Raw genomic sequence first — 19,830 nt, 5'->3', positions numbered from 1 at the left:
GGGAGCATGCGTGTGCTGAGACATCCGGCGCGGCTGATCGGCGCGTTACTCGCCGGGTTCGTCCTCGTCCTGACCGGCCCGGGCGCCGCCCACGCCACGACCACCGTGGAGATCCCGGCGGCCGCCGAGGGCGGCATCTCGGCGACCGTGAAGTTCTACGGGGCTGTGGTGCCGCAGCCCTACAACCCGGATCCGACCGCTTACTTCGGCGACCGCAAGTGCCAGCTCATCTACCACGACTACGACCCGACGGCGGGCTGCGGGGGCTTCAAACTCGGCGTCATCCTGCACAACGTCCGCAACCAGCCCGGATATCTGGCCGGTCTCAACAGCACCGGCGGCTACTTCCAGGCCCACGCCGACACCGCGCGCACCTTCGGATGCCTTCGCCCTGACGGCAGTTTCGACCATGGCACGAGCTTCGTCGTGCGCACCCAGCAGCAGCGCCTGGGCTCGACGTACTACGAGCCGGACAGCAACTACATCCTGTCCGCGCACCGGAACTACGGCGGCGAGTACGGGCCGCACTTCTACGTCAACTTCCCTCCCGTGGAAGTGAATTGCCCGGCCGGCATGACCGCGACCCAGTACGGGCTCAAGGTCACCAACGTCAACATCAGCATCGATGACGCGAATGTCTTCGGGACGACCACCTGGAGCACGCCGGGGCCGTTCTACGCGTAGGAGTAGCGCATGCGCGGGTCGGCAGCCCGGCGCCCAGCACCGCGCCGAGCGCGGCCACGGCCGCAAGCACGACCAGCGCGAAGCCCATCGCGGAGCTGAAGGCCGCGGCGGTCTCGACGACCGTCGCGGCCACGGCCACTCCGAGGGCCGGACCGACGTTCATCGCGGTCTGCTGGAGTCCGCCGGAGACGCCCGCCGACGCCACGGACGCCTCGCGCACGACGACCGCCGTCGCGGTGACCATCACGGAGACGAACCCGGCGCCCAGCAGCACGAAGCAGCCGCCGATCACCAGGGAGCCCGACGCCCGGTCGAGGCGGGACATCAGAAGGGTGGCGAGGGCGACAAGGAGCATGCCCGTCACGGTCGTTCGCCGGGGGCCGTACCTCCGGAGCAGTACGGCGGAGACCGGTGCACCGGCCACCATCATCACGGCGAGCGGCAGCGCGTGCAGACTGCTCCGTAGCGGGTCCAGGGCGAGGACGTCCTGGAGGTAGTACGTGCCGAGGAACAGCGCGCCGAACATCGCCGCCGACACCGTCACCAGCACACCGAGCGCCGAGGTGACCGCGGTCGAGCGGAACACGTCGGGCGGGATCAGCGGCCCTGTCGTACGCCGCTCGTTACGGACGAAGGCGGCGCAAACGACCGCCGTGCCCAGGAATCCGAGCCCGGTGGCAGTCGTCCAGCCGGATTCCGGCAGTCCGACGAGGGTGTGGACCAGGCACATCAGGGTCACGGCCAGGAGACCGGCGCCGGGCAGGCCGAGGCGTACGGCCGTACCGCTCGCCGATACGCCGGCGACCGGTACGCGTACGACGAGAGCCAGCGCGCCCGCCACGAGCGCCGGGCCCACGCTCAGGAAGAACACCGACCGCCAGCCGAAGTGGGCGACCAGCGCACCGCCGATGAGCGGGCCGAGCGCGGCGGCCGCGCCAATGGCACTGGTGCGCAAGGCGATCGGCATGCCGAGCCGGTCGGGCGGATACGCGGCGCGCAGCATCCCCAGGGTGGCCGGTTGCAGCAACGCGCCGAAGACGCCCTGCGCGACACGCAGACCGATGACCCAGCCGATCCCGGAGGCCAGGCCGATGGCCGCCGAGGTGACGGCGAAGCCGAGCACTCCCACGGCGAAGACCCGCCGGTGCCCGTATCGGTCACCGAGGCGGCCGGCGAAGACGAGCAGGCTCGCGACGGCGATGAGATAGCCCGTGCTGGTCCACTGGACCTGGCCGAACGAGGCGTCGAGGTCGCGCTGAAGCGTGGGCTGCGCGACGGTCAGCACGGTCCCGTCGAGGGCGACGACCGCGGCCCCCGTGACGCCGGCGGCGAGGGTGAGGCGCTGGTGGCGTGTCGGGTTCACCGGGGTTCCGGCCCGAGGTGCGCGTCCAGGGCGGCCTGCACGAGGGGTTCGACGCCGTCGACTCCTGTGGCGAGCTGGAGGCTGCCCCAGCCCCACAGCTGTGCGATGCCGTGCAGGTTCGCCCAGAGCGCGCCCGCGACTTCGGGTGCCCGCACGTCCGGGCGTACCCGACTCACCAGCTCCACAAGGGAGTTGAAGAGCGGGAGGCTGGTCTCGCGCAGGCCCAGGCTGTTGCTCTCCAGCAGGTCGTGACGGAACATCAGCTGGTACATACCGCGGTGGGACAGTGCGAAGCCGACGTAGATCCGTGCCAGCGCCGCGAGTCGGGCGCGTGGGCTCTCCTCGCCGCCGCTCAGTTCCTCGGCGACCTCGGCACCCAGCTCGGCGAAGCCCTCCCGCGCGATCGCCGACAGCAACTCCAGGTGGGTCGGGAAGTATCGGCGCGGGGCGCCGTGCGAGACGCCGGCCCTGCGGGCGATCTCCCGCAACGACAGTGCCTGCGCCCCCTCCTGGGTCACCAGGTCCACGCCGACGGCCACCAGACGGGATCGGAGTCCCGCCTCCTGTTCACTCATAGACACTGTCTACCAGTGGCGAGTAGACAGTGTCTACCAATGCATGGGCCTGCGCCTCTCGTTGATCCCCGGGGTCCTCGAAGCGCTGTCACAGGCACCGCATAACATCACCGGTGATGAGCAGCCGGACGCAGCAGCACGGGCGTCGCGCCCCATGGGGACGGGGCGCGACGCTGTGCCCTGCCCTGGCCGTGCTGTTCGCGACGCTGGTGATGTGTCTGGGGTACCTGGCGCCGCCCGACCGAGGAGAGCGGTCCGCCGCTCCCGTGGTCACCGTCTCCGTCGCCCAGGAGCGGCTGGGCTCCCCCGCCGAACACGACCATTGCTGCGGCATGCCCACCCGCGAGGCGCGGGCCGTACTGCCCGTGGGTGCGCAGCCGCTGCCCGCGGTGCTGCCGCGTATGCCGGCCGCGGCGCGGCCTGTCGCGTATGCGCACATCCGCGTCCTGCCGCCCGCCCGTGGCGCTCCCGATCTCCATGTCCTCCAGGTGCAGCGGATCTAGGCCGGCGTCCGTACGAGACGTCCGTCCGACCCCGCACTCACCGCCGCCCGAACGATCCGGCGCGGCGGGGACAAGGAACGCATTCCCATGAGCAAGACCAGCAAGAAGGCGGCCTCCACGGCGCGCAAGGCACGCATCGAGGAGATGCGCCGCGCCGAGCGGGCCCGCGAGCGCAGAATCCGCATCCTGACCATCACGATCAGCACCGTCATCGTCGCCGGACTGGTCGGCTTCGGCGCGTACTACCTGGACAGCGCCAACGACAAGGACGAGCAGCAGCAGGCGGCCGCGAAGAAGCCCGTCAAGGGCGAGAAGTCCTGGAACGCGAAGAAGCTGACCCAGAACCATGTCACGAAGGCCGTGTCGTACCCGATGAACCCGCCGGTCGGCGGCGACCACAGCCAAGCGTGGATGACCTGCGACGGCTCGGTCTACACGAAGGCGATACCGAACGAGAACGCGGTGCACTCGCTGGAGCACGGCGCGGTCTGGGTGACGTACAACGACAAGGCGGCGGACGCCGATGTGAAGACCCTCGCCGGCAAGGTCTCCAAGACCCCCTACACCCTGATGAGCCCGGTCGAGGACCAGGCCGGGGCCATCATGCTGTCGGCCTGGGGCAAGCAGCTGACCGTGGAGAAGGCGTCCGATCCGCGGGTCCAGCAGTTCCTCACGAAGTATGTGCAGGGCGCGCAGACGCCTGAGCCGGGCGCTGCCTGCACCAACGGCGTCGACGGCTCCTGACGCGGTGGCGCCGGGCTCTTCCGGGAGCCCGGCGCCCCCGGACCTCGATCTCTGGCAGGCTCACCCCAGGCGCATCGTTCGTTCCGATGCCGAGCAGGAGGCGTGAGATGGAGACGCTCGACTCACAGGATGCCCTCGCGGTCGCGGCGACCGAGGCGATCCGCGGCGGTGACCTGCCGGCGCTCCGGCAGTGCCTCGCCGAACACCCCGGCCTGGCCGACGCACGGATCGTGCGGCGGGGCCCCGGAGCCGGCACGCGCAGCCTGCTGCACATCGCCGCCGACTGGCCGGGCCACTTCCCCAACGGTCCCGCGGTCGTCGCCACGCTCGTGGCGGCAGGCGCCGACCCCAACGCCCGCTTCGAGGGCTCACACGCGGAGACACCGCTGCACTGGGCGGCCAGCAGCAACGACGTCCCCGTGCTGGACGCTCTCGTCGAGGCGGGCGCCGACATCGAGGCGCCCGGTGCCGTGATCGGCGGCGGCACACCGCTCGCCGACGCCCGCGCCTTCGGCCAGTGGCGGGCGGCGTACCGCCTGGTCGAGCTGGGCGCGCGTACGACGCTGCCGGACGCGGCGACACTCGGCCTGCTGGACCGGGTGAAGGACTTCGTCGAGAGACCCGAACCGCCGGACCACGACGCCGTCACCCGGGCGTTCTGGGGTGCCTGCCACGGGGGCCAACTGGCCACCGCCGACTACCTCCTGGCACACGGCGCCGATCTCGACTGGATCGGCTACGACGACAAGACCCCGCTCGACATCGCCAGGACCGCCGACGCGGACGGAGTGGTGCGGTGGCTGCGGGAACGCGGGGCGAAGAGCCGCGCCGAACTGCCGTGACCGGTCACGACGGTGGCTGGTCGACGAGTCGGTCGCCGAGCGGGCTGCGGCGGTACAGCACATGCCGTCCGTCGCGGGCCCGGGTGACCAGGCCCGTGCCGTGCAGCACGCGCAGATGCTGCGACACGGCGCTCGGGGTGACGTCGAGGCGGCGGGCGATCTCGACCGTCGGCAGCGGCTCGGCGAGCAGGTGGAGCAGGGTCGCCCGGGGCGCGCCGAGCAGCGAGGTGAGCGCCGAGGCCTCGGGCGTCGGAGTCTGGGTCCACAGGGTCGCGGTGCCCCGGCTGGGATAGGCCAGCATCGGCGGTTCCGCCGCGCTGAGCGGAGGCGCGGGCTTGTACGCGAACAGGGACGGCACCAGTCTCAGTCCCTGGCCGGACGCGGCGACGGTGTGCCTGCCGATCATCTTGTCGATGCGCAGCTCCCCGTCCCGCCAGCGCAGGTTCGGGTGCATGTCGGAGAACAGCAGGCGCGCGCCCCCTGTGGCCAACTGCCGTGCGCGGTAGGTGATGTCGGCTTCCAGCACGAGCCGCATCTGCGGCCAGGCCGGGCTCAGGGCCACCTCCCAGTAACGGCGCAGGAGTTCGCACAGCGTGTCCAGAAACCGCAGGACGGGCTTGTCGGCGGGAACGACGGCCGCGTGCAGGACGTCGGGCAGCGGACCCGGCGCGTGGGTCGCCAGCAGGTCGCGGCGCACGAGGTCGGGCGGGGTGGTGCGCACGGCGGCCAACTGCTCGTCGAGGGTGGGCGCGAAGGTCGTCGGCCGTGGTGTCAGGAAGTCGGGAAGGGCACGGCTCTCCCCCACCAGGGACATCAGCAGCCGGGTGTCGGCAGGGTCGAGCCTGCCCAGTACGGATCTGCGCCACGGGATGTGCAGCGGGTAGAGGCCGGGGTCGCGCAGGGCCCGCAGGCTGCCCATGATCTCGCGCAGCGGAGAGATCGCGAACCGGGTGTCGGCGAGGTCCTCGACATCGAGCAGGAAGCTGATCATTAAGCGGGGGGCTACATCCTTTGGCAACGGCGCCCGTATGCCGTGGACTTCGGCACATGACAGACGACATCGGTGGGCAGCGTACGGAGATTCACATCGATCGGCAGCGTACTGCGATCGTCACGGGTGCGGCACGGGGTATCGGCGCCGCGGTGGCCAAGCGGCTGGCCCGGGACGGTCTCGCCGTCGGAGTCATCGACCTGAGCGAGGCGGACTGCGTCGGCACCGTGGACGCCATCACGGCGGGCGGCGGGTCGGCGCTGGCGGTGGCCGCCGACGTCGCCGACGAGGCGGCCACGACTGCCGCCGTCGCCCGGATCGCCACCGAGCTGGGGCCGCCGACGGTCCTGGTCAACAACGCCGGGTTCGCCCGCAGTGCCGATATTGTCGACATGACGACGGAGCAGTGGGACGCGGTCCTGGGCGTCAATCTGTACGGGGCGTTCTTCGCCACCAGGGCCGTCGCCCGGCACATGACCGACGCCGGGTGGGGGCGCATCGTCAACGTCTCCAGCATCTCCGCGGTCGGTGACGCCGGTCGCGTCGGCTATGCCAGCGCGAAGGCCGGTCTGCTCGGCTTCACCAAGACGCTCGCCCTCGAACTGGGGCCGCGTGGCGTCACGGTCAACGCCATCGCGCCGGGCTTCGTGGTGAGCGACATGACCAGGGCGTCCGCCCGGCGGCTCGGCCTCGGCTTCGACGAGTTCCAGCGGAACGCGGCGGGGTCCATTCCGGTCGGCCGGGTCGGTCGCCCCGAGGACATCGCCCACACCGCGTCGTTCCTGGTGAGCCCCGACGCGGGGTTCGTCTCCGGCCAGGTCGTCTACGTGGCCGGCGGACCGGTGGGGTGACGTGGCCCGGAAATGCCCGACGCAGGCGAAGGCGGGCTCCCGGGTGATCCCGCTGCTCGCCCTCGCCTGCGGGGTGGCCGTGGGCAACGTCTACTTCCCGCAGGCGGTCGGCCCGTTGATCGCCGACGGCCTGCACGTGTCGCCGGACTCGGCCGCCTCGGTCGTGACCGCTGCCCAATTCGGTTATGCGGCTGGGATCTTCCTGCTGGTGCCGCTCGGCGACCGGTTCGCATATCGCCCGCTGATCGTCACGCTGCTCGGCCTGACCGGAGTGGGCCTGCTCGCCGCGAGCGCCGCGCCGACGCTTGTGCCCCTCGTCGGCGCGAGCGCGTTCGTCGGCATGGCGACCGTGGTCGCTCCCCTCGCCGGCCCGATGGCGGCCGGGCTGGTGGCCGCCGACCGCCGAGGGGTGGTCGGCGGCACGCTGCTGAGCGGGGCCATCGCGGGCATGCTGCTGTCCCGGGCCCTGGGCGGAACCGTCGGCGAGTGGCTCGGCTGGCGGGCCCCGTACCTGCTGGCCGGGGTGCTCTCCCTGATCGTCGCGGTGCTCCTCGCCCGCGCGCTTCCGAGGACGCCCCCGACCTCGACCTCGTCCCCGTCCTCGCCCTCGCCCTCGCCCTCGCCCTCGCCGCAGCGTTATCCGGCACTTCTCGCCGAGTCGCTACGTCTGTTGCGCACCGAGCCCGAGCTGCGCCGCTCCTGCTTCTGCCAGGCCGCGGTGTTCGCCGGTTTCTCGGCCGTCTGGGCCAACGTCGCACTCCTGCTGACGAGTTCGACGTACGGCATGAGTGCCCAAGCGGTCGGGGTGCTGGCCCTGGTCAACGCGGGGACCATGGTCTGCGCGCCGGCCGCGGGACGCCAGGTGGACCGCCGTGGACCCGACGCGGTCAACCTCGTCTGCCTGCTCGGGGTCATGGTGTCGGCCGTCGTCCTCGCGTTCGGGGGCCTCGGCGGTGCGCCGGGGCTGACGGCTTTGGTGCTGGGCACGCTGCTGCTCGACGTCGGCATGCAGTCCGGCATGATCGCCAACCAGGTGCGGATCTACGCGTTGCGCGCCGAGGTTCGCAGCCGGCTCAACACCGCCTATATGACCTGCGCGTACCTCGGCGGCGGTCTGGGTTCCTGGCTCGGCGCCCGCGCCTATGCCTGCTTCGGCTGGCCCGGCGTGTGCGCGCTGGTCGCGTCGCTCGCCGCGCTCGCCCTCGTCCGCCATCTGGCCGTGCCCGCGTCCGGGGCGCCCGGGGACAGCAGCCACGTCAGTACGAGCATCGTCTCCAGGTGACGTTCGGGGTCCGGGCAGGTGCCGTCGGTGAGCTGGGTGATCTGGCGGAGGCGGTAGCGGACCGTCTGTTCGTGGACGTGCAGGCGGTCCGCGGTGAGCACGGCGTTGTCGCCGCAGCGGAGGTAGACCAGCAGGGTTTCGAGGAGGGGTTCGCGGCGGCGCGGCGGAAGTTCGAGGAGCGGCCCGAGGAGTTCGGCCGCGGCGGCATCGAGGAGGTCACCCGACTGGAACGCGGTGAGGACGGCCACGTGGTCGACGCAGCGCACGGGCGTGCCCGCGGGCAGCATGCCGTGCTCGACCAGGTCGAGGCAGCGTCGCGCCCAGCGCAGCGACACCGCTCCCCGGTCGGCGGGCACCACGGGCCCAAGTGCGGCACCCCTGGTCTTCGGAAGCCAACGCGGGCCTGGTGTACGGGGGTTGGGCAGGATGAGGTAGGGCGCGGCGGGGCTCCGGTCGGCGAGTACCTCGGGCGGCAGGACACGGGTCTGCGGATGGTCGCCCGGCGGCAGGGCGAGCACGGCGATCGTGCCGGGCAGTCGCCAGTCGGCTGCCTCGGCCAGCTCGGTGAGCGGCCGGGGCCTGTCGTCGGGCTCGGCGATCAGGGCGTCACGCAGCCGGTCGCGTTGTACGTCGAGCGGGGCGCGGTGGCACTCCTCGGCGTAGCCGCGCGACGCGGCCGCGATGGCCGTCCCGATCAGCGTGAAGGTGTCCTCGGTGAGCGTCGCCAGCAGGGGCGCAGGCCAGTGCAGACGGTACGCGTCCTTGATGAGCCGGCGGCATGCCACCCGCCCCGCCAGGTCGAGGGCGTCCCGCAGTACGTCGAGCGGGCAGCCCAGGCGGCCGTGCCGGGCGCCGATGCGTTCGTACAGGGCGATGATCTCGGCGGTGGCGGCCAGGCTGGGCCGGGTGGCGTCGTGGATCGAGACGAAGCAGCTGACCGTGCGGTCGATGATCTGGCGCACCGAGTAGCCGTACGTGCCGTCGACGATGTGCGTGTAGTGCGGCAGGCCGGTGCGGACGGCCTCCTCCATCTCGTCGATGGCGGCCGGCATGTGCCGCAGCAGCATCCGGCGCATCTCACCAGGAAGCGGCGCGGCGTCCTGGGTGTGCATCGCCTGCATGTGCATGGCCTGCATGTGCGTGTGCGTGGGGGTCAAGGTGCCTCCCGTGGATTCCCGTGGGGCGGGGCAAGCCTGCGGGACCCCTGTGACGTACGCCAGATTCCTCGCGCACACCGGCGGCGAAAGTGTCACCCGGCTTACACTCCAGCCCACGACGACTCACCGTCGGGTGCTAAGCGCTCCGCTGGAAGTGCGGTGCTTCATCCGCGGGTCCGTCGTGGCTTGTCGCGCCCCGCGGCGGAGCCGCAAATGTCACAGCCCCGCGCCCCTTCCGGGCGCTGGCGAACCGCACCGGACTTCGCCGGACCTGCAGAGCAAGGGAGTTGGACGTGTCAGGTGTCGATCCGCTCTTATCCAGGCGCCCGTGGCATGACCTGCCTCCGGCGCTCGGCCCGCTGCTCCGGGCCCGGCTTCCGGAGCTCACCACGGAGATGGTGCAGGCCATCCGCAGAGAGATACGCGGCTACCGGCAGCCCATGGGCTCCGCCGTGGCGCGTGACCTCGCCGAGGCGGTCCGGCTCGCGGCCACGCAGTTCACCGAGCTGGTCGAGGAGCCGGACGGGCCGCAGCAGCACTACGTGCCGCGCTTCAAACGGCTGGGCAGACTGGAGTATCTGAACGGGCGCGGCATGGACGGGCTGCAGGCCGCGTACCGGATCGGCGCCAGGGTGGCCTGCCGCCGATATACGGACGTGGCGCGGGACGCCCGGTTCTCCGGTGAGATAGCCGTCCCGCTGAGCGAGGCCGTGCTCACGCACATCCACGCGCTGGCCGAGGAGTCGGTGGCGGGCTTCGAGGAGGCGCGGGCCGGGGCGGCCGACGAGGTGCTGCGTACCCGCCGGCTGCTTGCCGCACGGCTGCTGGAACGCCACGGGGATCCGCTCGCGGAACCGCTCCCCGACCTCGCCCGCAGGGCCGCCTGGCCGCTGCCGGAACGGGTCCGGTGCGCGGTCCTGCCCGCCTCCGCCGACGTGAGCGCGGTCGACGAGGACGTGCTGCGGGTGAGCCGGGGCGGTGAGCTGCACCTGGTGGTGCCCGACGAGAGGCTGCTGACCGTCTTCGAAGGGACCGGAGCGGCGGTGGGCCCGAGCGTCCTGCTCCACGAGGCGTGGGTCTCGCTGCACTGCGCCCGGCTGGGGCGGCGGCTCGGCCGGCTCAGGCCCGAGGACCATCTCTCGGAGCTGCATCTCCTGCACGGATCGCCGATCGGAGCTCTCCTCACCGACCAGGTACTCGAGCCGTTGCGCGCCCTGCCGCCGGGCAAGGCGGAGCGGCTCACGGACACACTCGAAGCGCTGCTCGCCTCCGGCGGACGCACGGCCCCCGAGGTCGCCGCCGCGCTGGGCATCCATCCGCAGACCGCCCGCAACCGACTGCGCCAACTCGCGGCCCTGTACGGCGAACGGCTCGACGACCCGGCCTTCCGGTTCGACGCGCAACTGGCGCTGCGCAGCAGGTCAGTGCGGCGCTCCTTGCTGCCCTGACAAACTTCCGTACGGAATTCAGCAGTTGAGCCAGAAGCGCCGCTGACTTTTCGTCAGCATGCTCTGGCCGCATGAGACATGCGAGCACCCGCACCGCGAAACGAGTCGGACTCCTCTCCGCCGCGGCCGCTCTGGCGGTCGGCGCGAGCCTTCTTCCCCAGGAGGCTCAGGCCGGGCCCGGGGACTTCCAACGAGGCCCCGATCCGACCGAGCAGTCCATCACCGCCGAGCGCGGCCCCTTCGCCACGGCCCAGACCACGGTCGACGGGCCCACCTTCAACAGGGGCACCGCCTACTACCCCACCGACACCAGCCAGGGCACCTTCGGAGCCGTCGTCGTCAGCCCCGGCTTCATCACTCCGGAGGCGCTGATCAGCTGGTACGGCCCCCGCCTCGCGTCCCAAGGCTTCGTCGTCCTGACGCTGGACACCAACTCGGGCTTCGACCAGCCCGACGACCGGGCAACGCAGATGCTGAACGCGCTCGACTTCCTCGTCCAGTCCAGCTCGGTGAGAAACCGCATCGACCCGGGCCGCCTTGCGGTGATGGGTCATTCGATGGGCGGCGGCGGCTCGCTCAAGGCATCCGAGCTGCGCCCCTCGCTCAAGGCCGCGGTACCGCTCATGCCGTGGAACAACGACAAGACGTGGGAGACCGACCGGGTGCCCACGATGATCATCGGCGCCGAGAACGACGCCATCGCCTCACCGGCCTCGCACGCGGAGGTCTTCTACGGAAGCCTCAGCGCCGCGCCGGAGAAGGCGTACCTGGAGCTCCGGGGCGCCGACCACAACGTGGCCCTCGGCTCCAACACGACGATCGCCAAGTACAGCATCGCCTGGCTCAAGCGGTTCGTCGACGAGGACGTGCGCTACGAGCAGTTCCTGTGCCCGGCACCCACACCGAACACCCAGATCAGCGAGTACCGGAACACCTGCCCCACCGGTTAGTCCTTCGGCAGGCGCGGCCGCGCGGTCCGTACGCGGACCGCGGGCCGGTGCCGGTCAGCACGACGGGGCACTCGATCGGCGTGTGCCGTCGGTCCGGGCCTCCAGAGCGCGCAGCACGGCCACCATGTCCTCGCCGCCGTGGCCCTGCGCCACGGTCTCGCCGAAGAGTGCGTGGCAGACATCCAGGAGGGGCGAGGCCAGGTCGGCCTTCCGGGCGGCTTCCGCGATCAGCCGGTTGTTCTTCAGGACGTCCTCGGCGGCCGCCTGTGCGGCGAAGTCACGGGCCAGCAGCTTGGGCGCCTTCATACGGGAGACCGAGCTGGCCATCGGGCCCGCGTCCAGGACGTTCTGGAGCAGGCGTTGGTCGAGCCCGTACCGGTCGGCGAAGTGGAACGCCTCGGTCAGCCCGGTCACCAGGGTGATCAGGAACAGGTTCACCGAGAGCTTCATCAACAGGGCGTTCGGGACGGGGCCGCAGTCGAACGTCTCCGCGCACATGGGGGCGAGCAGGGGCCGCACGGTCTCCACGGCGTGGTCGTCACCCGCCAGCATTGCCACCAACTGCCCCTGTTCCGCCGGGACCCGGGAGCCGGAGACCGGAGCCTCGGCGTACCGCCCGCCCGCGGCACGGATGTCGGCCTCCAAACTGCCCGAGTACTCCGGCGAGGTCGTGCCCATGTGGACAACGGTGTGTCCGGCGACGCGTGCGGCGAAGTCCGGGGTGCCGCGGCTGAGGACCACGTCGATCGCCGTCTCGTCGGCCAGCATGAGGATCACGGCGTCGGCCCGGTCGAAGACCTCGGCGGGGCTCGCCGCGACCTCGGCTCCGGCCGCGCGCAGAGGCGCGCACCTGGCCGGGGTGCGGTTCCAGACGACGAGAGGCGTCCCCGCTCGGGCGAGGTTGAGCGCCATGGGCTGACCCATGAGTCCGAGGCCGACGAAACCCACGTACACGATGCACCGCCGTTTCCGGCCCATTCCGAGGTCGGGCCGTCGCCGTCACTGTGACTATGACAGCGGTCATAGTAGTCGGCGCTATGACGACGGTCATAGGGTGGGAGGAGTCGGAAGACTCGCAGAACAGTGGTGGGAGGTCGAGCATGGCGGTGTCCGAACGGGGGCCACGCGAGCGGATGGTCTTCAGCGCGGCTCAGCTCATCCGGCGCGACGGGGTCGCCTCCACGGGGATGCGCGAGGTCGCCGCCCACGCCGAGGCGCCGCGCGGATCGCTCCAGCACTACTTCCCCGACGGCAAGGAGCAGCTCGTCAACGAGGCGGTGGGCTGGGCGGGCCGGTACGCGGGCAAGCGTGTCGCCCGCTTCCTCGCCGCGCTGCCCGAGCCGACGCCCAGCGGCTTGTTCGCCGAGATGGTGCGCCAGTGGAGCGACGAGTACGAGGCTGCCGGCTTCGCGGGCGGCTGCCCGGTCGCCGCCGCCACGGTCGACTGCGCGGAGTCGACCGCCTCCACACGGGAGGCCGCGTCCGCCGCTTTCTCCACCTGGAACGGCTCGGTTGCCCGGGCTCTGGTGGACATGGGCGTGCCGAAGGGGCGGGCCGAAGCGCTCGCCACGCTCATGATCAGCACCCTGGAGGGAGCGATCCTCGTCGCCCGGGCCGAGCGCGACGTGCGCGCCCTGACGACCGTGTCCCGGGAACTCGGCCCCCTCCTCGACGCCGCCGTGACCGAAGTCGGCTGACCGCCGCCCCCACGTGGGAGCGGTGGCGAGGCGTCGGACTTCAGGACCGATTCGTCACCCTCAGCGAGAACTCCATAACTCCTCTTTGTGCCGGATGACTTCGTTCGGAAATTCCCCGTGGCTGAAGTGGTCCTCACAAGCAGCGGCAAGGTGTCAACCTCGGCCTCTCGCATGGAGGACTTCATGCCTGAGCTGTATGCCCATTACCCGGTCGCGGTCGTCGGCGGCGGCCAGGCGGGCCTGTCCGTAAGTTACTGCCTTCGCGAGCGAGGCATCGAGCATGTCGTGATCGAGGCCCACCGCATGGGGCACGAGTGGCGTACGCGCCGCTGGGACACCTTCTGCCTGGTGACCCCCAACTGGCAGTGCAGGCTGCCCGGTTACCCCTATCGTGGGGACGATCCCGACGACTTCATGGTCCGCGACGAGATCGTCCGGTACCTGGAGGAGTACGTCGCCTTCTTCCGGCTCCCGCTGGTGGAGGGAGTGTCCGTCACCGGTCTGCGGCGGTCGCCGAGCGGGGTCTTCGAACTGACCACACCCGCTGGGGAGTTGTCCGACGGCTGCGGGATGACCGCTCGGATTCCCCGGCGCCGCAGGTAGCTGCGGATGGCGCGGGGAGGAGTAAGCCCGGTCGGCCAGCACGGCGATGGGCCGGGTGCGTGGCCTTCCGGGGCCGCCCCTTTTTGCGTGCTCCGGCGGCGTGCTGGTGGGCCCGAACGACCGTGGAATCCACCGACACCGTCCAGTCGATGTCGTCGTCGGCCGCTGCCAGGACAGAGGCGAGGATCATCTCCCAGGTGCCGTCGAGTGCCCACCTGATCAGCCGCTTGTGAGCGGTCTGGAACGGGCCGAGCTCATCGGGGCAGGTCCCGCCAGGGCGAGTTGGTGCGGTACTTCCACGCGATGGCCTCAAGGGTGCGGCGGTGATCGGCCCACCGCCTGCCGCGGACCGGATCGGCCGGCATCAGCGGTTCGATCCGGCGCCACATCGCATCAGTGATCACTAATCGGACGGACACATCCGATCAACTGACCAACCCATCAAAGAGACACGCGCTAACGGCCTGGGGAGCGACTGCCGGTGACGGTTGGTTGGTCAGGGCGACGAGACGTTGAGCGGCAGATCTCGGTGGAAGACGGCCATGGCCCTGCCGGGGCCGTTGTAGTCGTCGACGATCTTCGTGTCGAAGCCGAGGCTGCGGTGGAAGGCGATGGAGCCGGTGTTCTCGACTGACGTGATCGCCTTCAACTGCTGTGCGCCGTGGCGTTGCGCTGCTTCGGCGAACGCCGTGTACAGACGACGCCCGAGGCCGGTGCCGCGGGTGTCGTCCCGCGTGGCGATCAGATGCACGTACCCGGTGCCGTCTGGGGTGACGAACCCGAAGACGTACCCGCGGATTCCGTCCTGGGCCCGGGCAACCAAGCAGGTGGAACCGAACTCCTGCACCAGGGCGAGAAGGTGCAGCGACCGAAGGTCGCGTTCGCCCCAGTAACGGGGGTGATCAGTCAGGACCTGGTGGAAGTCGGCCACCGTGGCCGGTGCGATGTGTATCCCCATGATGACGATCATGGCAGGCGCCCTGGCCGTTGCAGGCGAGGGTCCGCACGGGTTGGGCAAGTTGTGACAGCAAGTAGGGCTCGTGCGGTCTGTTCCCACCCTGCCCCTATCCGGGGTCCCCTGCGCACATTTCGGCGAGTTGCTCGAAGGACTCGTCCCCCAAGTGACAGGCCGCCCGTGAGTCGGCCTTGCGTGAGCGGCGGGGCGGGGACCGCTGGCGGGCTGTTGGTGCCGGGCCCAAGCAACGCCTGGTCTTCGTCGACCGGCTCCGCGTCACGCTGGTGCACCTGCGGCTGGGGCTGCCGCCCGCCGCTGCACCAGCCGACCAGCCAGGCCAACACGTCGGGCAGGTCGGACAGCCAGAACCGGGACGGCTTGCTGTCACCGTCCAACCACTCGGCCAGCAGCCACACGTCGGGAAGGACACCGTCCCACCGGCCATGCTCGGCCACCGCGGCGGCCTGGGCCAGGCGGCGGGCGCGCACCCCGGCCGGGCTCACCCGCACCGCCCAAAAGTGCGAGCGCATCGGGCCGCGGGAGCCTTCCCGCCAGGTCACCTCGCTGAACGCCTGGCGTCCGGCTGCCAGGGCCAGTTGTGCGACCGATACCGGCTGCTGCCGGTAGCGGGGCATGGGCGGGCGGCCGTGGCCGGACCAGGGCGCCGCGGGGGCCGCGTCGTGCGGCCGCACGCTCAGATCGGCCTGGATGCCGGCCACGTATGGGACACCCCGGCCGGCCAGCGCGTGGCGGAAGTCGGCGTTCTGCCCGTAACCGGCGTCGGCCACCACCACCGGCGGCACCAGACCCCACCTGGCCAGCTGATCCAGGGCCAGGCGCCACTTCTCCCGGTGCCCGACCTCATCGGGCACCCCGCACCGGCGCCGGCGTTCTGCATCGTCCGCCCACTCCTGGGGCAGGAACAGCCGCCAGTGCAGCGGGACGGAGGCGGCGTCGGTGACCGCGTGCACGCTCACGGCGACCTGGCAGTTGGCCTGCTTGCCCAACGCGCAGCAGTACTGGTGCGCGACGGCGACCGACATCCGGCCGTCCTTGGGGAACGACACGTCGTCGACCGCCCAGGCATCCGGGCCGATCAGCGGCACCATCCGCTGGGCGATCCGCCGCTGCACCGGCACCGGATCCCACGTCGACTCGTTCACGAACTGCTGCAGGTTCTGCTCGTTGCCGTCCGGCAGCCGCTCCGCGATCGCCTGGATGGACTTGCGGCGGCCGTCCAGCATCAGTCCCCGCAGGTAGCAGTCGCCCTTGGCCCGCTGGTCCTTGCGCGGCACCGAGGCGAACACATCCGCCACGTATAACGCCAACGTCGCCCGCATACGGTTCACTTCATGTGCGTCCACACGCCCAACATGCTCTTGATCAGGCCCATGTGACTGAGCAGCTTAGTTGGTTGTGACCGCGCTTCCGTGACGACTACGACCAATGCCTGTCAGGCTGTACATCATCGGGGCGACCATTCACGGAAGCGCGGTCACAACCCTGCAGTTGGCCATTGAGTGCTTCAGTTGGCCACTCACTTACGACGGTCCCGAGAGAGCCGGTCACGCGCTCGTGCGTGATAGGTGATCGGGGAGGTCGGTGAGCCGTTCGATGCGGAGCACCGTCTCGTCTGCCGTCGGCGATGGCCCACCGGTGACGAAGTCGATGCCGCGGTCCAGCCAGATGCCGGTGAGCCCGGCGAGGGCGGCTGCGTTCACGTCACTTTCCAGCATGTCGCCCACGTTGACCGCCTGCGCGGGGTCCGTCCGCATCCGGCGGCAGGCGGTGGCGTAGGCGACGGGCTTGGCCGCGCCGAGCTCGGTCGGGGTCAGGACGGCTTCGAAGTATTCGAGGAGGCCGAAGCGGGCGAGCTTGGCGCGCTGCTGCTCGGGGTCGCCGTTGGTGAGAACAGCCAGACGCGGCCCTCGGGGAAGCCGTTTCAGGGTGTCCAGACATGGCTGGACATCGGGATAGCACCGCCAGGACTCCTCGAACACGGTGAGGTAGCGCTCGGCGATCCAGGCGTCCAGAAGGCCGGGGCTCTCGGGAACCGGCTCGCCGAGCCTCGGCAGGAAGGCGCGGAGCCTGCGTCGGTGGTGCTCGGCGAAGGAGCACTGACCGGCCAGGTATTCCCGCATGTGTCGCGCCTCCAGCGTCCACCACAACGTCACCAGCTCCTCCGGTGGAGCCGTCGCGTTCGGCGCGGCCTGGACGATCTGGCCGATCGTTTCCAAGACCGCGCTTCGGTGATCGACCAGGGTGCCGTCCAGGTCGAAGAAGATCACATCTGCCACAGGACGATCATCTCGTGGGGGACCCCGACGGCAATACCCTCACCTCAAGATGGCTGAACATTCGATCACCCCTGCCCGCTACGACGACCGACTATGACGGCCGCTCAGTGGTGCGTGCGATGCCGTCGACCAGTGTGTCCAGCCCGCTCTTGATGCGCTCCAGCGGCCAGTCGCGTTCGCCGCGCTGGTGGTCGAAGAGGCCCGGGGTGTACGCCATCAGCAGCAGGTCCGCGAGATAGGCCGCGTCGACGGTGGGGGTCAACTCCGCTACCAGGGAGGTGAGTTGTTCATGGTGCGTGCGGTAGGGGCGGCTGAGGTAGCGGGCAGCCGGGGCGCTGGCCTCCGCGATCAGCAACAGTGCCCGCTGTTCCTCGAGTAGGTCTGCCATGCCGTGCAGAAAGGCGCGCAGCCGCTCCCGCGGCGGTTCGCTCGCGTGCCCGGCGAGCTCCTCCTGGAAGCGGGTCTCGTTTTCCTCGATCAGTTCGTAGACGAGCCGTGCCCGGTTCTCGAACCGGCGGTAGACCGTGCCGACGCCGACTCCGGCCTCCTTCGCCACCGTGTCCGCGGTGAGCGCCGACGCTCCCTGCGTCCGCAGCACCCGGACGGCTGCGTCGAGGATCCGGCGGCGGTTGCGGGCGGCGTCGGCACGTTCGGTCATGGGCGCAGCGTAGCGGAGCGCTCTCCGGTTATTTCCTTGTTAAGCGGAGAGTTTTCCGCTTAGGCTTCCGGTGCTGGCAAGCGGAGAGCTCTCCGCTTGCCTGAACCGGGAGTGGGGGAGGCCTTCCTTGGGAACGGACACCGCTGAGAGCCGGGGCGACCACGCCCCGGTGCGCGACCGGTGGTGGCTGATCGTCGCCGCCGGACTCGCCATCTTCATCGCCCAGTTGGACGCGTCGATCGTCGGTGTGGCGCTGCCGCGCATCGAGGCCGACCTGCACACGAGTACGACGGTCGTGCAGTGGGTGGGCCTCGGCTACCTCATGCCGCTGATCGCCCTGGCACTCGGCACCGGCCGCTGGGCGGACACCGCCGATCCGCGCCGGGTGATGGTCCTGGGATGCACCGGCTTCGCGGTGGCGAGCGTGGCCTGCGGGCTCGCGCCCGGCGTGGGCTGGCTGATCGGCGCGCGGGTGGTCCAGGGCTGCTTCGCAGTGGTCATGCTGGCGCCGGCGCCCGTACTGCCCACCATCGCGGTACGCCCCGAGGTGCGCGGCCGGGCCTTCGGCACGGTGCTGCTGCTCGGCACGCTCGGCGGGGTCACCGGCCCCCCGGCCGGTGGACTGCTCGTCGAGGCGTACGGATGGCCGGCCGTCTTCTACGTCAACGTGCCCGTCGTCGCCGTGGTACTGGCCGTCGTCACCCGGCAACTCCCGCTCGGACCGCGGCTGCCGTGGCCCAAGGCCGCCTGGGCCACGGAGGCGGTGACCTTCGGCGGGGCGGCGGTGGCGGTGCTGTTCGCGCTGTCATTCGCGATGGACTCTGGCGTGGAGTGGGGGCTGCTCGCGCTGGCCGCGGTGCCGCTGCTGCTCGTGTGGGGCAGAAGCACATCGGCCCGGTCGCTGTGGTCACTGGTGACGGCGCCAGGATTACTGGGCCCCCATCTGGCCATCGGATGCGCCTACTTCGCGGTGTTCGGCGTGCTGTTCGTGGCCCCCTTCTTCCTCCAGCTCTCCCTCGGGGTCCCGCCGGGCACCAACGGCTGGGTCATGGGGGGACTCGCCCTGGGAACCGGGTGCGGGAGTGTGCTGGGCGGGCGCCTGGCCGACCGGGTGGGACCACAGCGGGTGGCACTGTCCGGCGCGGTACTCCTGTTCGCCGGTACGGCATCCCTGGTCCCGGCGAGCATGACCTGGGGCGCGCCCGACGTGGCCTCGCGGCTCCTCCTGATCGGCGTGGGATTCGGACTCTTCAACGCGCAGAATCAGGCCCGGGTGATGTCGAACGCTCCGCAGGACCGCCTGGGCATGATCTCCGGCACGACCAGCCTCGTCCGCCAACTGGGCGCCGCAGCGGGCTCCGCCCTGGGAGCCGCACTCTGGGCGACCTCACCCGGCGGAGCCACGGCACTGAGCGCCTGCGCGGCGACGGCCGCGGTGGCGGCCGTCTGCACCGCGCTCGCGGTGTCAGGCATCTCCGTGAAACGGTCAGTGTGACGGGGGCCCTTGCGGACGTTCACCGCCTCTCACACGCTACGACCCGCTCGGCGGTGAACGCCTCCACCGGGCGGGAGGTCAGCCAGCCCCTTCGGGAGGAATCGCCCATCTCGTACGATCTTTGGACATTCCGCCGATGGGTTGATGGCTCGACGGCTTGGACGGCCCACCGAAGTCACCGGACCCTCTCGGGTTCAGCTCGTTGGCATGGCCATGGGACGAGGAGACTTGACGCATGCCAAGGGGATTCCCTTCCGGCACCGCACGGGGGTGCCGTGGCGGGATTTGTCTGCGCGTTTCGGCAAGTGGAAGAGCGCGTACGAGTGGCACGGACGATGGTCGGCGGACGGCACGTGGGAGAGATGCCGGGCCCACCAGCACGGCGCCTGAGGGCGGATGAGGCCTCTGCGGGCGCCGGGAAAAGAGCAACGCCTCATCAGCACCGCCCCGACGAGAGGCTCGGTCGCTCCCGGGGCGGTCTCACCTGCAAGATCCATCTCGCTGGAGAGGGCGTGCGACGCCCCACAGCTCATCCTCGTCCTGGAACGCATCCGCGTCGGCCGCCTCAGTGGTGGACAGCCCCGCACCCGGCCGGACCATCTCGGCGGTGACAGGGCGTACTCCTTGCGTCGCAACTGCCGCTACCTGCCAGCGAACGATCAACACCCTCAAGAACTTCCGGGCCGTGGTCACGAGGTTCGACAAACGCGCCTTCATTTTCCACGGCACCGTCAC

Annotated in this window: 18 protein-coding genes and 4 pseudogenes; 12 read left to right on the top strand and 10 right to left on the bottom strand. The window is 70.8% G+C overall.

Translation table 11 applies throughout. The features are described from left to right. Positions 1 to 6 precede the first annotated feature (6 nt). Entirely contained in the window at positions 7 to 684 is a 678-nt protein-coding gene (locus GAS53_RS05260; RefSeq protein ID WP_151476244.1) for a hypothetical protein, read from the top strand. Here GAS53_RS05260 and GAS53_RS05255 read toward each other — a convergent pair. Continuing rightward, the gene (locus GAS53_RS05255) at positions 617 to 2,047 is read right to left on the bottom strand and encodes an MFS transporter (protein ID WP_151476243.1); all 1,431 of its coding nucleotides are present in this window, start codon (positions 2,045 to 2,047) and stop codon (positions 617 to 619) included. The two genes, GAS53_RS05260 and GAS53_RS05255, sit on opposite strands and share 68 nt — an antisense overlap. Further along, on the bottom strand, positions 2,044 to 2,622 hold the full coding sequence (locus GAS53_RS05250) for a TetR/AcrR family transcriptional regulator (protein ID WP_151476242.1): 579 nt from the start codon (positions 2,620 to 2,622) through the stop codon (positions 2,044 to 2,046). The genes GAS53_RS05255 and GAS53_RS05250 overlap by 4 nt, the downstream gene beginning before the upstream one ends. 116 nt (positions 2,623 to 2,738) lie before the next feature. Between GAS53_RS05250 and GAS53_RS05245 the strand changes: the two genes are divergently transcribed. From GAS53_RS05245 to GAS53_RS05235, 3 genes are all read left to right on the top strand, one after another. Beyond that, positions 2,739 to 3,125 carry a hypothetical protein gene (locus GAS53_RS05245; protein WP_151476241.1) on the top strand — a complete coding sequence of 129 codons (387 nt, stop codon included), beginning with the start codon at positions 2,739 to 2,741 and terminating at the stop codon, positions 3,123 to 3,125. An 87-nt stretch (positions 3,126 to 3,212) separates the two neighbouring features. Then, positions 3,213 to 3,869: a DUF3105 domain-containing protein gene (locus GAS53_RS05240; protein ID WP_151476240.1), complete on the top strand. Its 657-nt coding sequence runs from the start codon at positions 3,213 to 3,215 to the stop codon at positions 3,867 to 3,869. Between the two features lie 107 nt (positions 3,870 to 3,976). Beyond that, positions 3,977 to 4,711 (top strand): ankyrin repeat domain-containing protein, encoded by a 735-nt coding sequence (locus GAS53_RS05235; RefSeq protein ID WP_151476239.1) that lies wholly within the window; start codon positions 3,977 to 3,979, stop codon positions 4,709 to 4,711. Positions 4,712 to 4,715: 4 nt separating this feature from the next. Here the strand turns inward: GAS53_RS05235 and GAS53_RS05230 are convergent, their stop codons facing one another. Continuing rightward, on the bottom strand, positions 4,716 to 5,702 hold the full coding sequence (locus GAS53_RS05230; protein WP_151476238.1) for an ArsR/SmtB family transcription factor: 987 nt from the start codon (positions 5,700 to 5,702) through the stop codon (positions 4,716 to 4,718). A gap of 89 nt (positions 5,703 to 5,791) precedes the next feature. On the opposite strand from GAS53_RS05230, the gene fabG reads away from it, so the two are divergent. Further along, positions 5,792 to 6,553 (top strand): 3-oxoacyl-ACP reductase FabG, encoded by a 762-nt coding sequence (gene fabG / locus GAS53_RS05225; RefSeq protein ID WP_404829177.1) that lies wholly within the window; start codon positions 5,792 to 5,794, stop codon positions 6,551 to 6,553. 1 nt (position 6,554) lies between these two features. Continuing rightward, the gene (locus GAS53_RS05220) at positions 6,555 to 7,835 is read left to right on the top strand and encodes an MFS transporter (RefSeq protein WP_225858750.1); all 1,281 of its coding nucleotides are present in this window, start codon (positions 6,555 to 6,557) and stop codon (positions 7,833 to 7,835) included. Between the two features lie 35 nt (positions 7,836 to 7,870). On the opposite strand, the pseudogene GAS53_RS56060 reads toward GAS53_RS05220, so the two are convergent. Next, a pseudogene (locus tag GAS53_RS56060) lies at positions 7,871 to 8,122 on the bottom strand (helix-turn-helix domain-containing protein); the annotation flags it as partial. Between the two features lie 1,265 nt (positions 8,123 to 9,387). Here GAS53_RS56060 and GAS53_RS05210 point away from each other — a divergent pair. After that, positions 9,388 to 10,440, top strand: a complete 1,053-nt coding sequence (locus tag GAS53_RS05210; protein ID WP_151476235.1) for a helix-turn-helix domain-containing protein — start codon at positions 9,388 to 9,390, stop codon at positions 10,438 to 10,440. Positions 10,441 to 10,511: 71 nt separating this feature from the next. Next, on the top strand, positions 10,512 to 11,390 hold the full coding sequence (locus GAS53_RS05205) for a poly(ethylene terephthalate) hydrolase family protein (RefSeq protein WP_151476234.1): 879 nt from the start codon (positions 10,512 to 10,514) through the stop codon (positions 11,388 to 11,390). A gap of 54 nt (positions 11,391 to 11,444) precedes the next feature. On the opposite strand, the gene GAS53_RS05200 is transcribed toward GAS53_RS05205, so the two are convergent. Beyond that, the gene (locus tag GAS53_RS05200; RefSeq protein WP_151476233.1) at positions 11,445 to 12,344 is read right to left on the bottom strand and encodes an NAD(P)-dependent oxidoreductase; all 900 of its coding nucleotides are present in this window, start codon (positions 12,342 to 12,344) and stop codon (positions 11,445 to 11,447) included. A 146-nt stretch (positions 12,345 to 12,490) separates the two neighbouring features. Between GAS53_RS05200 and GAS53_RS05195 the strand changes: the two genes are divergently transcribed. After that, positions 12,491 to 13,087 (top strand): TetR/AcrR family transcriptional regulator, encoded by a 597-nt coding sequence (locus GAS53_RS05195; RefSeq protein WP_151476232.1) that lies wholly within the window; start codon positions 12,491 to 12,493, stop codon positions 13,085 to 13,087. Positions 13,088 to 13,258: 171 nt separating this feature from the next. Next, positions 13,259 to 13,690, top strand: a complete 432-nt coding sequence (locus GAS53_RS05190) for an NAD(P)-binding domain-containing protein (protein WP_318721356.1) — start codon at positions 13,259 to 13,261, stop codon at positions 13,688 to 13,690. Here GAS53_RS05190 and GAS53_RS05185 read toward each other — a convergent pair. The 5 genes and pseudogenes from GAS53_RS05185 to GAS53_RS05165 all read right to left on the bottom strand — a co-directional run. Continuing rightward, positions 13,642 to 14,109: pseudogene (locus tag GAS53_RS05185) on the bottom strand (IS5 family transposase); the annotation flags it as partial. The gene GAS53_RS05190 and the pseudogene GAS53_RS05185 sit on opposite strands and share 49 nt — an antisense overlap. 77 nt (positions 14,110 to 14,186) lie before the next feature. After that, positions 14,187 to 14,660: a GNAT family N-acetyltransferase gene (locus GAS53_RS05180; protein ID WP_151476231.1), complete on the bottom strand. Its 474-nt coding sequence runs from the start codon at positions 14,658 to 14,660 to the stop codon at positions 14,187 to 14,189. Positions 14,661 to 14,980: 320 nt separating this feature from the next. Further along, positions 14,981 to 16,009 (bottom strand): annotated as a pseudogene (locus GAS53_RS05175) (IS701 family transposase); the annotation flags it as partial. Positions 16,010 to 16,210: 201 nt separating this feature from the next. Further along, positions 16,211 to 16,942 carry an HAD family hydrolase gene (locus GAS53_RS05170; protein ID WP_151476230.1) on the bottom strand — a complete coding sequence of 244 codons (732 nt, stop codon included), beginning with the start codon at positions 16,940 to 16,942 and terminating at the stop codon, positions 16,211 to 16,213. A 91-nt stretch (positions 16,943 to 17,033) separates the two neighbouring features. Continuing rightward, on the bottom strand, positions 17,034 to 17,600 hold the full coding sequence (locus GAS53_RS05165) for a TetR/AcrR family transcriptional regulator (RefSeq protein WP_151476229.1): 567 nt from the start codon (positions 17,598 to 17,600) through the stop codon (positions 17,034 to 17,036). Between the two features lie 127 nt (positions 17,601 to 17,727). Between GAS53_RS05165 and GAS53_RS05160 the strand changes: the two genes are divergently transcribed. Continuing rightward, on the top strand, positions 17,728 to 19,095 hold the full coding sequence (locus GAS53_RS05160; protein ID WP_192582964.1) for an MFS transporter: 1,368 nt from the start codon (positions 17,728 to 17,730) through the stop codon (positions 19,093 to 19,095). Between the two features lie 213 nt (positions 19,096 to 19,308). Next, a pseudogene (locus GAS53_RS58245) lies at positions 19,309 to 19,830 on the top strand (transposase); the annotation flags it as partial.

It is taken from the genome of Streptomyces albicerus, from assembly GCF_008905045.1.
In the GTDB taxonomy this organism is placed as follows: Bacteria; Actinomycetota; Actinomycetes; order Streptomycetales; family Streptomycetaceae; genus Streptomyces; species Streptomyces albicerus.
Note: the sequence above shows the minus strand (reverse complement) of the source record. Positions and strands in the feature narration are given on the sequence as shown.

Coding starts and splice junctions, on each gene's coding strand:
- GAS53_RS05260 (WP_151476244.1), top strand. CDS start 7: ATGCGTGTGCTGAGACATCCGGCGCGGCTGATCGGCGCGTTACTCGCC.
- GAS53_RS05250 (WP_151476242.1), bottom strand. CDS start 2,622: ATGAGTGAACAGGAGGCGGGACTCCGATCCCGTCTGGTGGCCGTCGGC.
- GAS53_RS05245 (WP_151476241.1), top strand. CDS start 2,739: ATGAGCAGCCGGACGCAGCAGCACGGGCGTCGCGCCCCATGGGGACGG.
- GAS53_RS05240 (WP_151476240.1), top strand. CDS start 3,213: ATGAGCAAGACCAGCAAGAAGGCGGCCTCCACGGCGCGCAAGGCACGC.
- GAS53_RS05235 (WP_151476239.1), top strand. CDS start 3,977: ATGGAGACGCTCGACTCACAGGATGCCCTCGCGGTCGCGGCGACCGAG.
- GAS53_RS05230 (WP_151476238.1), bottom strand. CDS start 5,702: ATGATCAGCTTCCTGCTCGATGTCGAGGACCTCGCCGACACCCGGTTC.
- GAS53_RS05210 (WP_151476235.1), top strand. CDS start 9,388: ATGGTGCAGGCCATCCGCAGAGAGATACGCGGCTACCGGCAGCCCATG.
- GAS53_RS05205 (WP_151476234.1), top strand. CDS start 10,512: ATGAGACATGCGAGCACCCGCACCGCGAAACGAGTCGGACTCCTCTCC.
- GAS53_RS05195 (WP_151476232.1), top strand. CDS start 12,491: ATGGCGGTGTCCGAACGGGGGCCACGCGAGCGGATGGTCTTCAGCGCG.
- GAS53_RS05190 (WP_318721356.1), top strand. CDS start 13,259: ATGGAGGACTTCATGCCTGAGCTGTATGCCCATTACCCGGTCGCGGTC.
- GAS53_RS05180 (WP_151476231.1), bottom strand. CDS start 14,660: ATGATCGTCATCATGGGGATACACATCGCACCGGCCACGGTGGCCGAC.
- GAS53_RS05165 (WP_151476229.1), bottom strand. CDS start 17,600: ATGACCGAACGTGCCGACGCCGCCCGCAACCGCCGCCGGATCCTCGAC.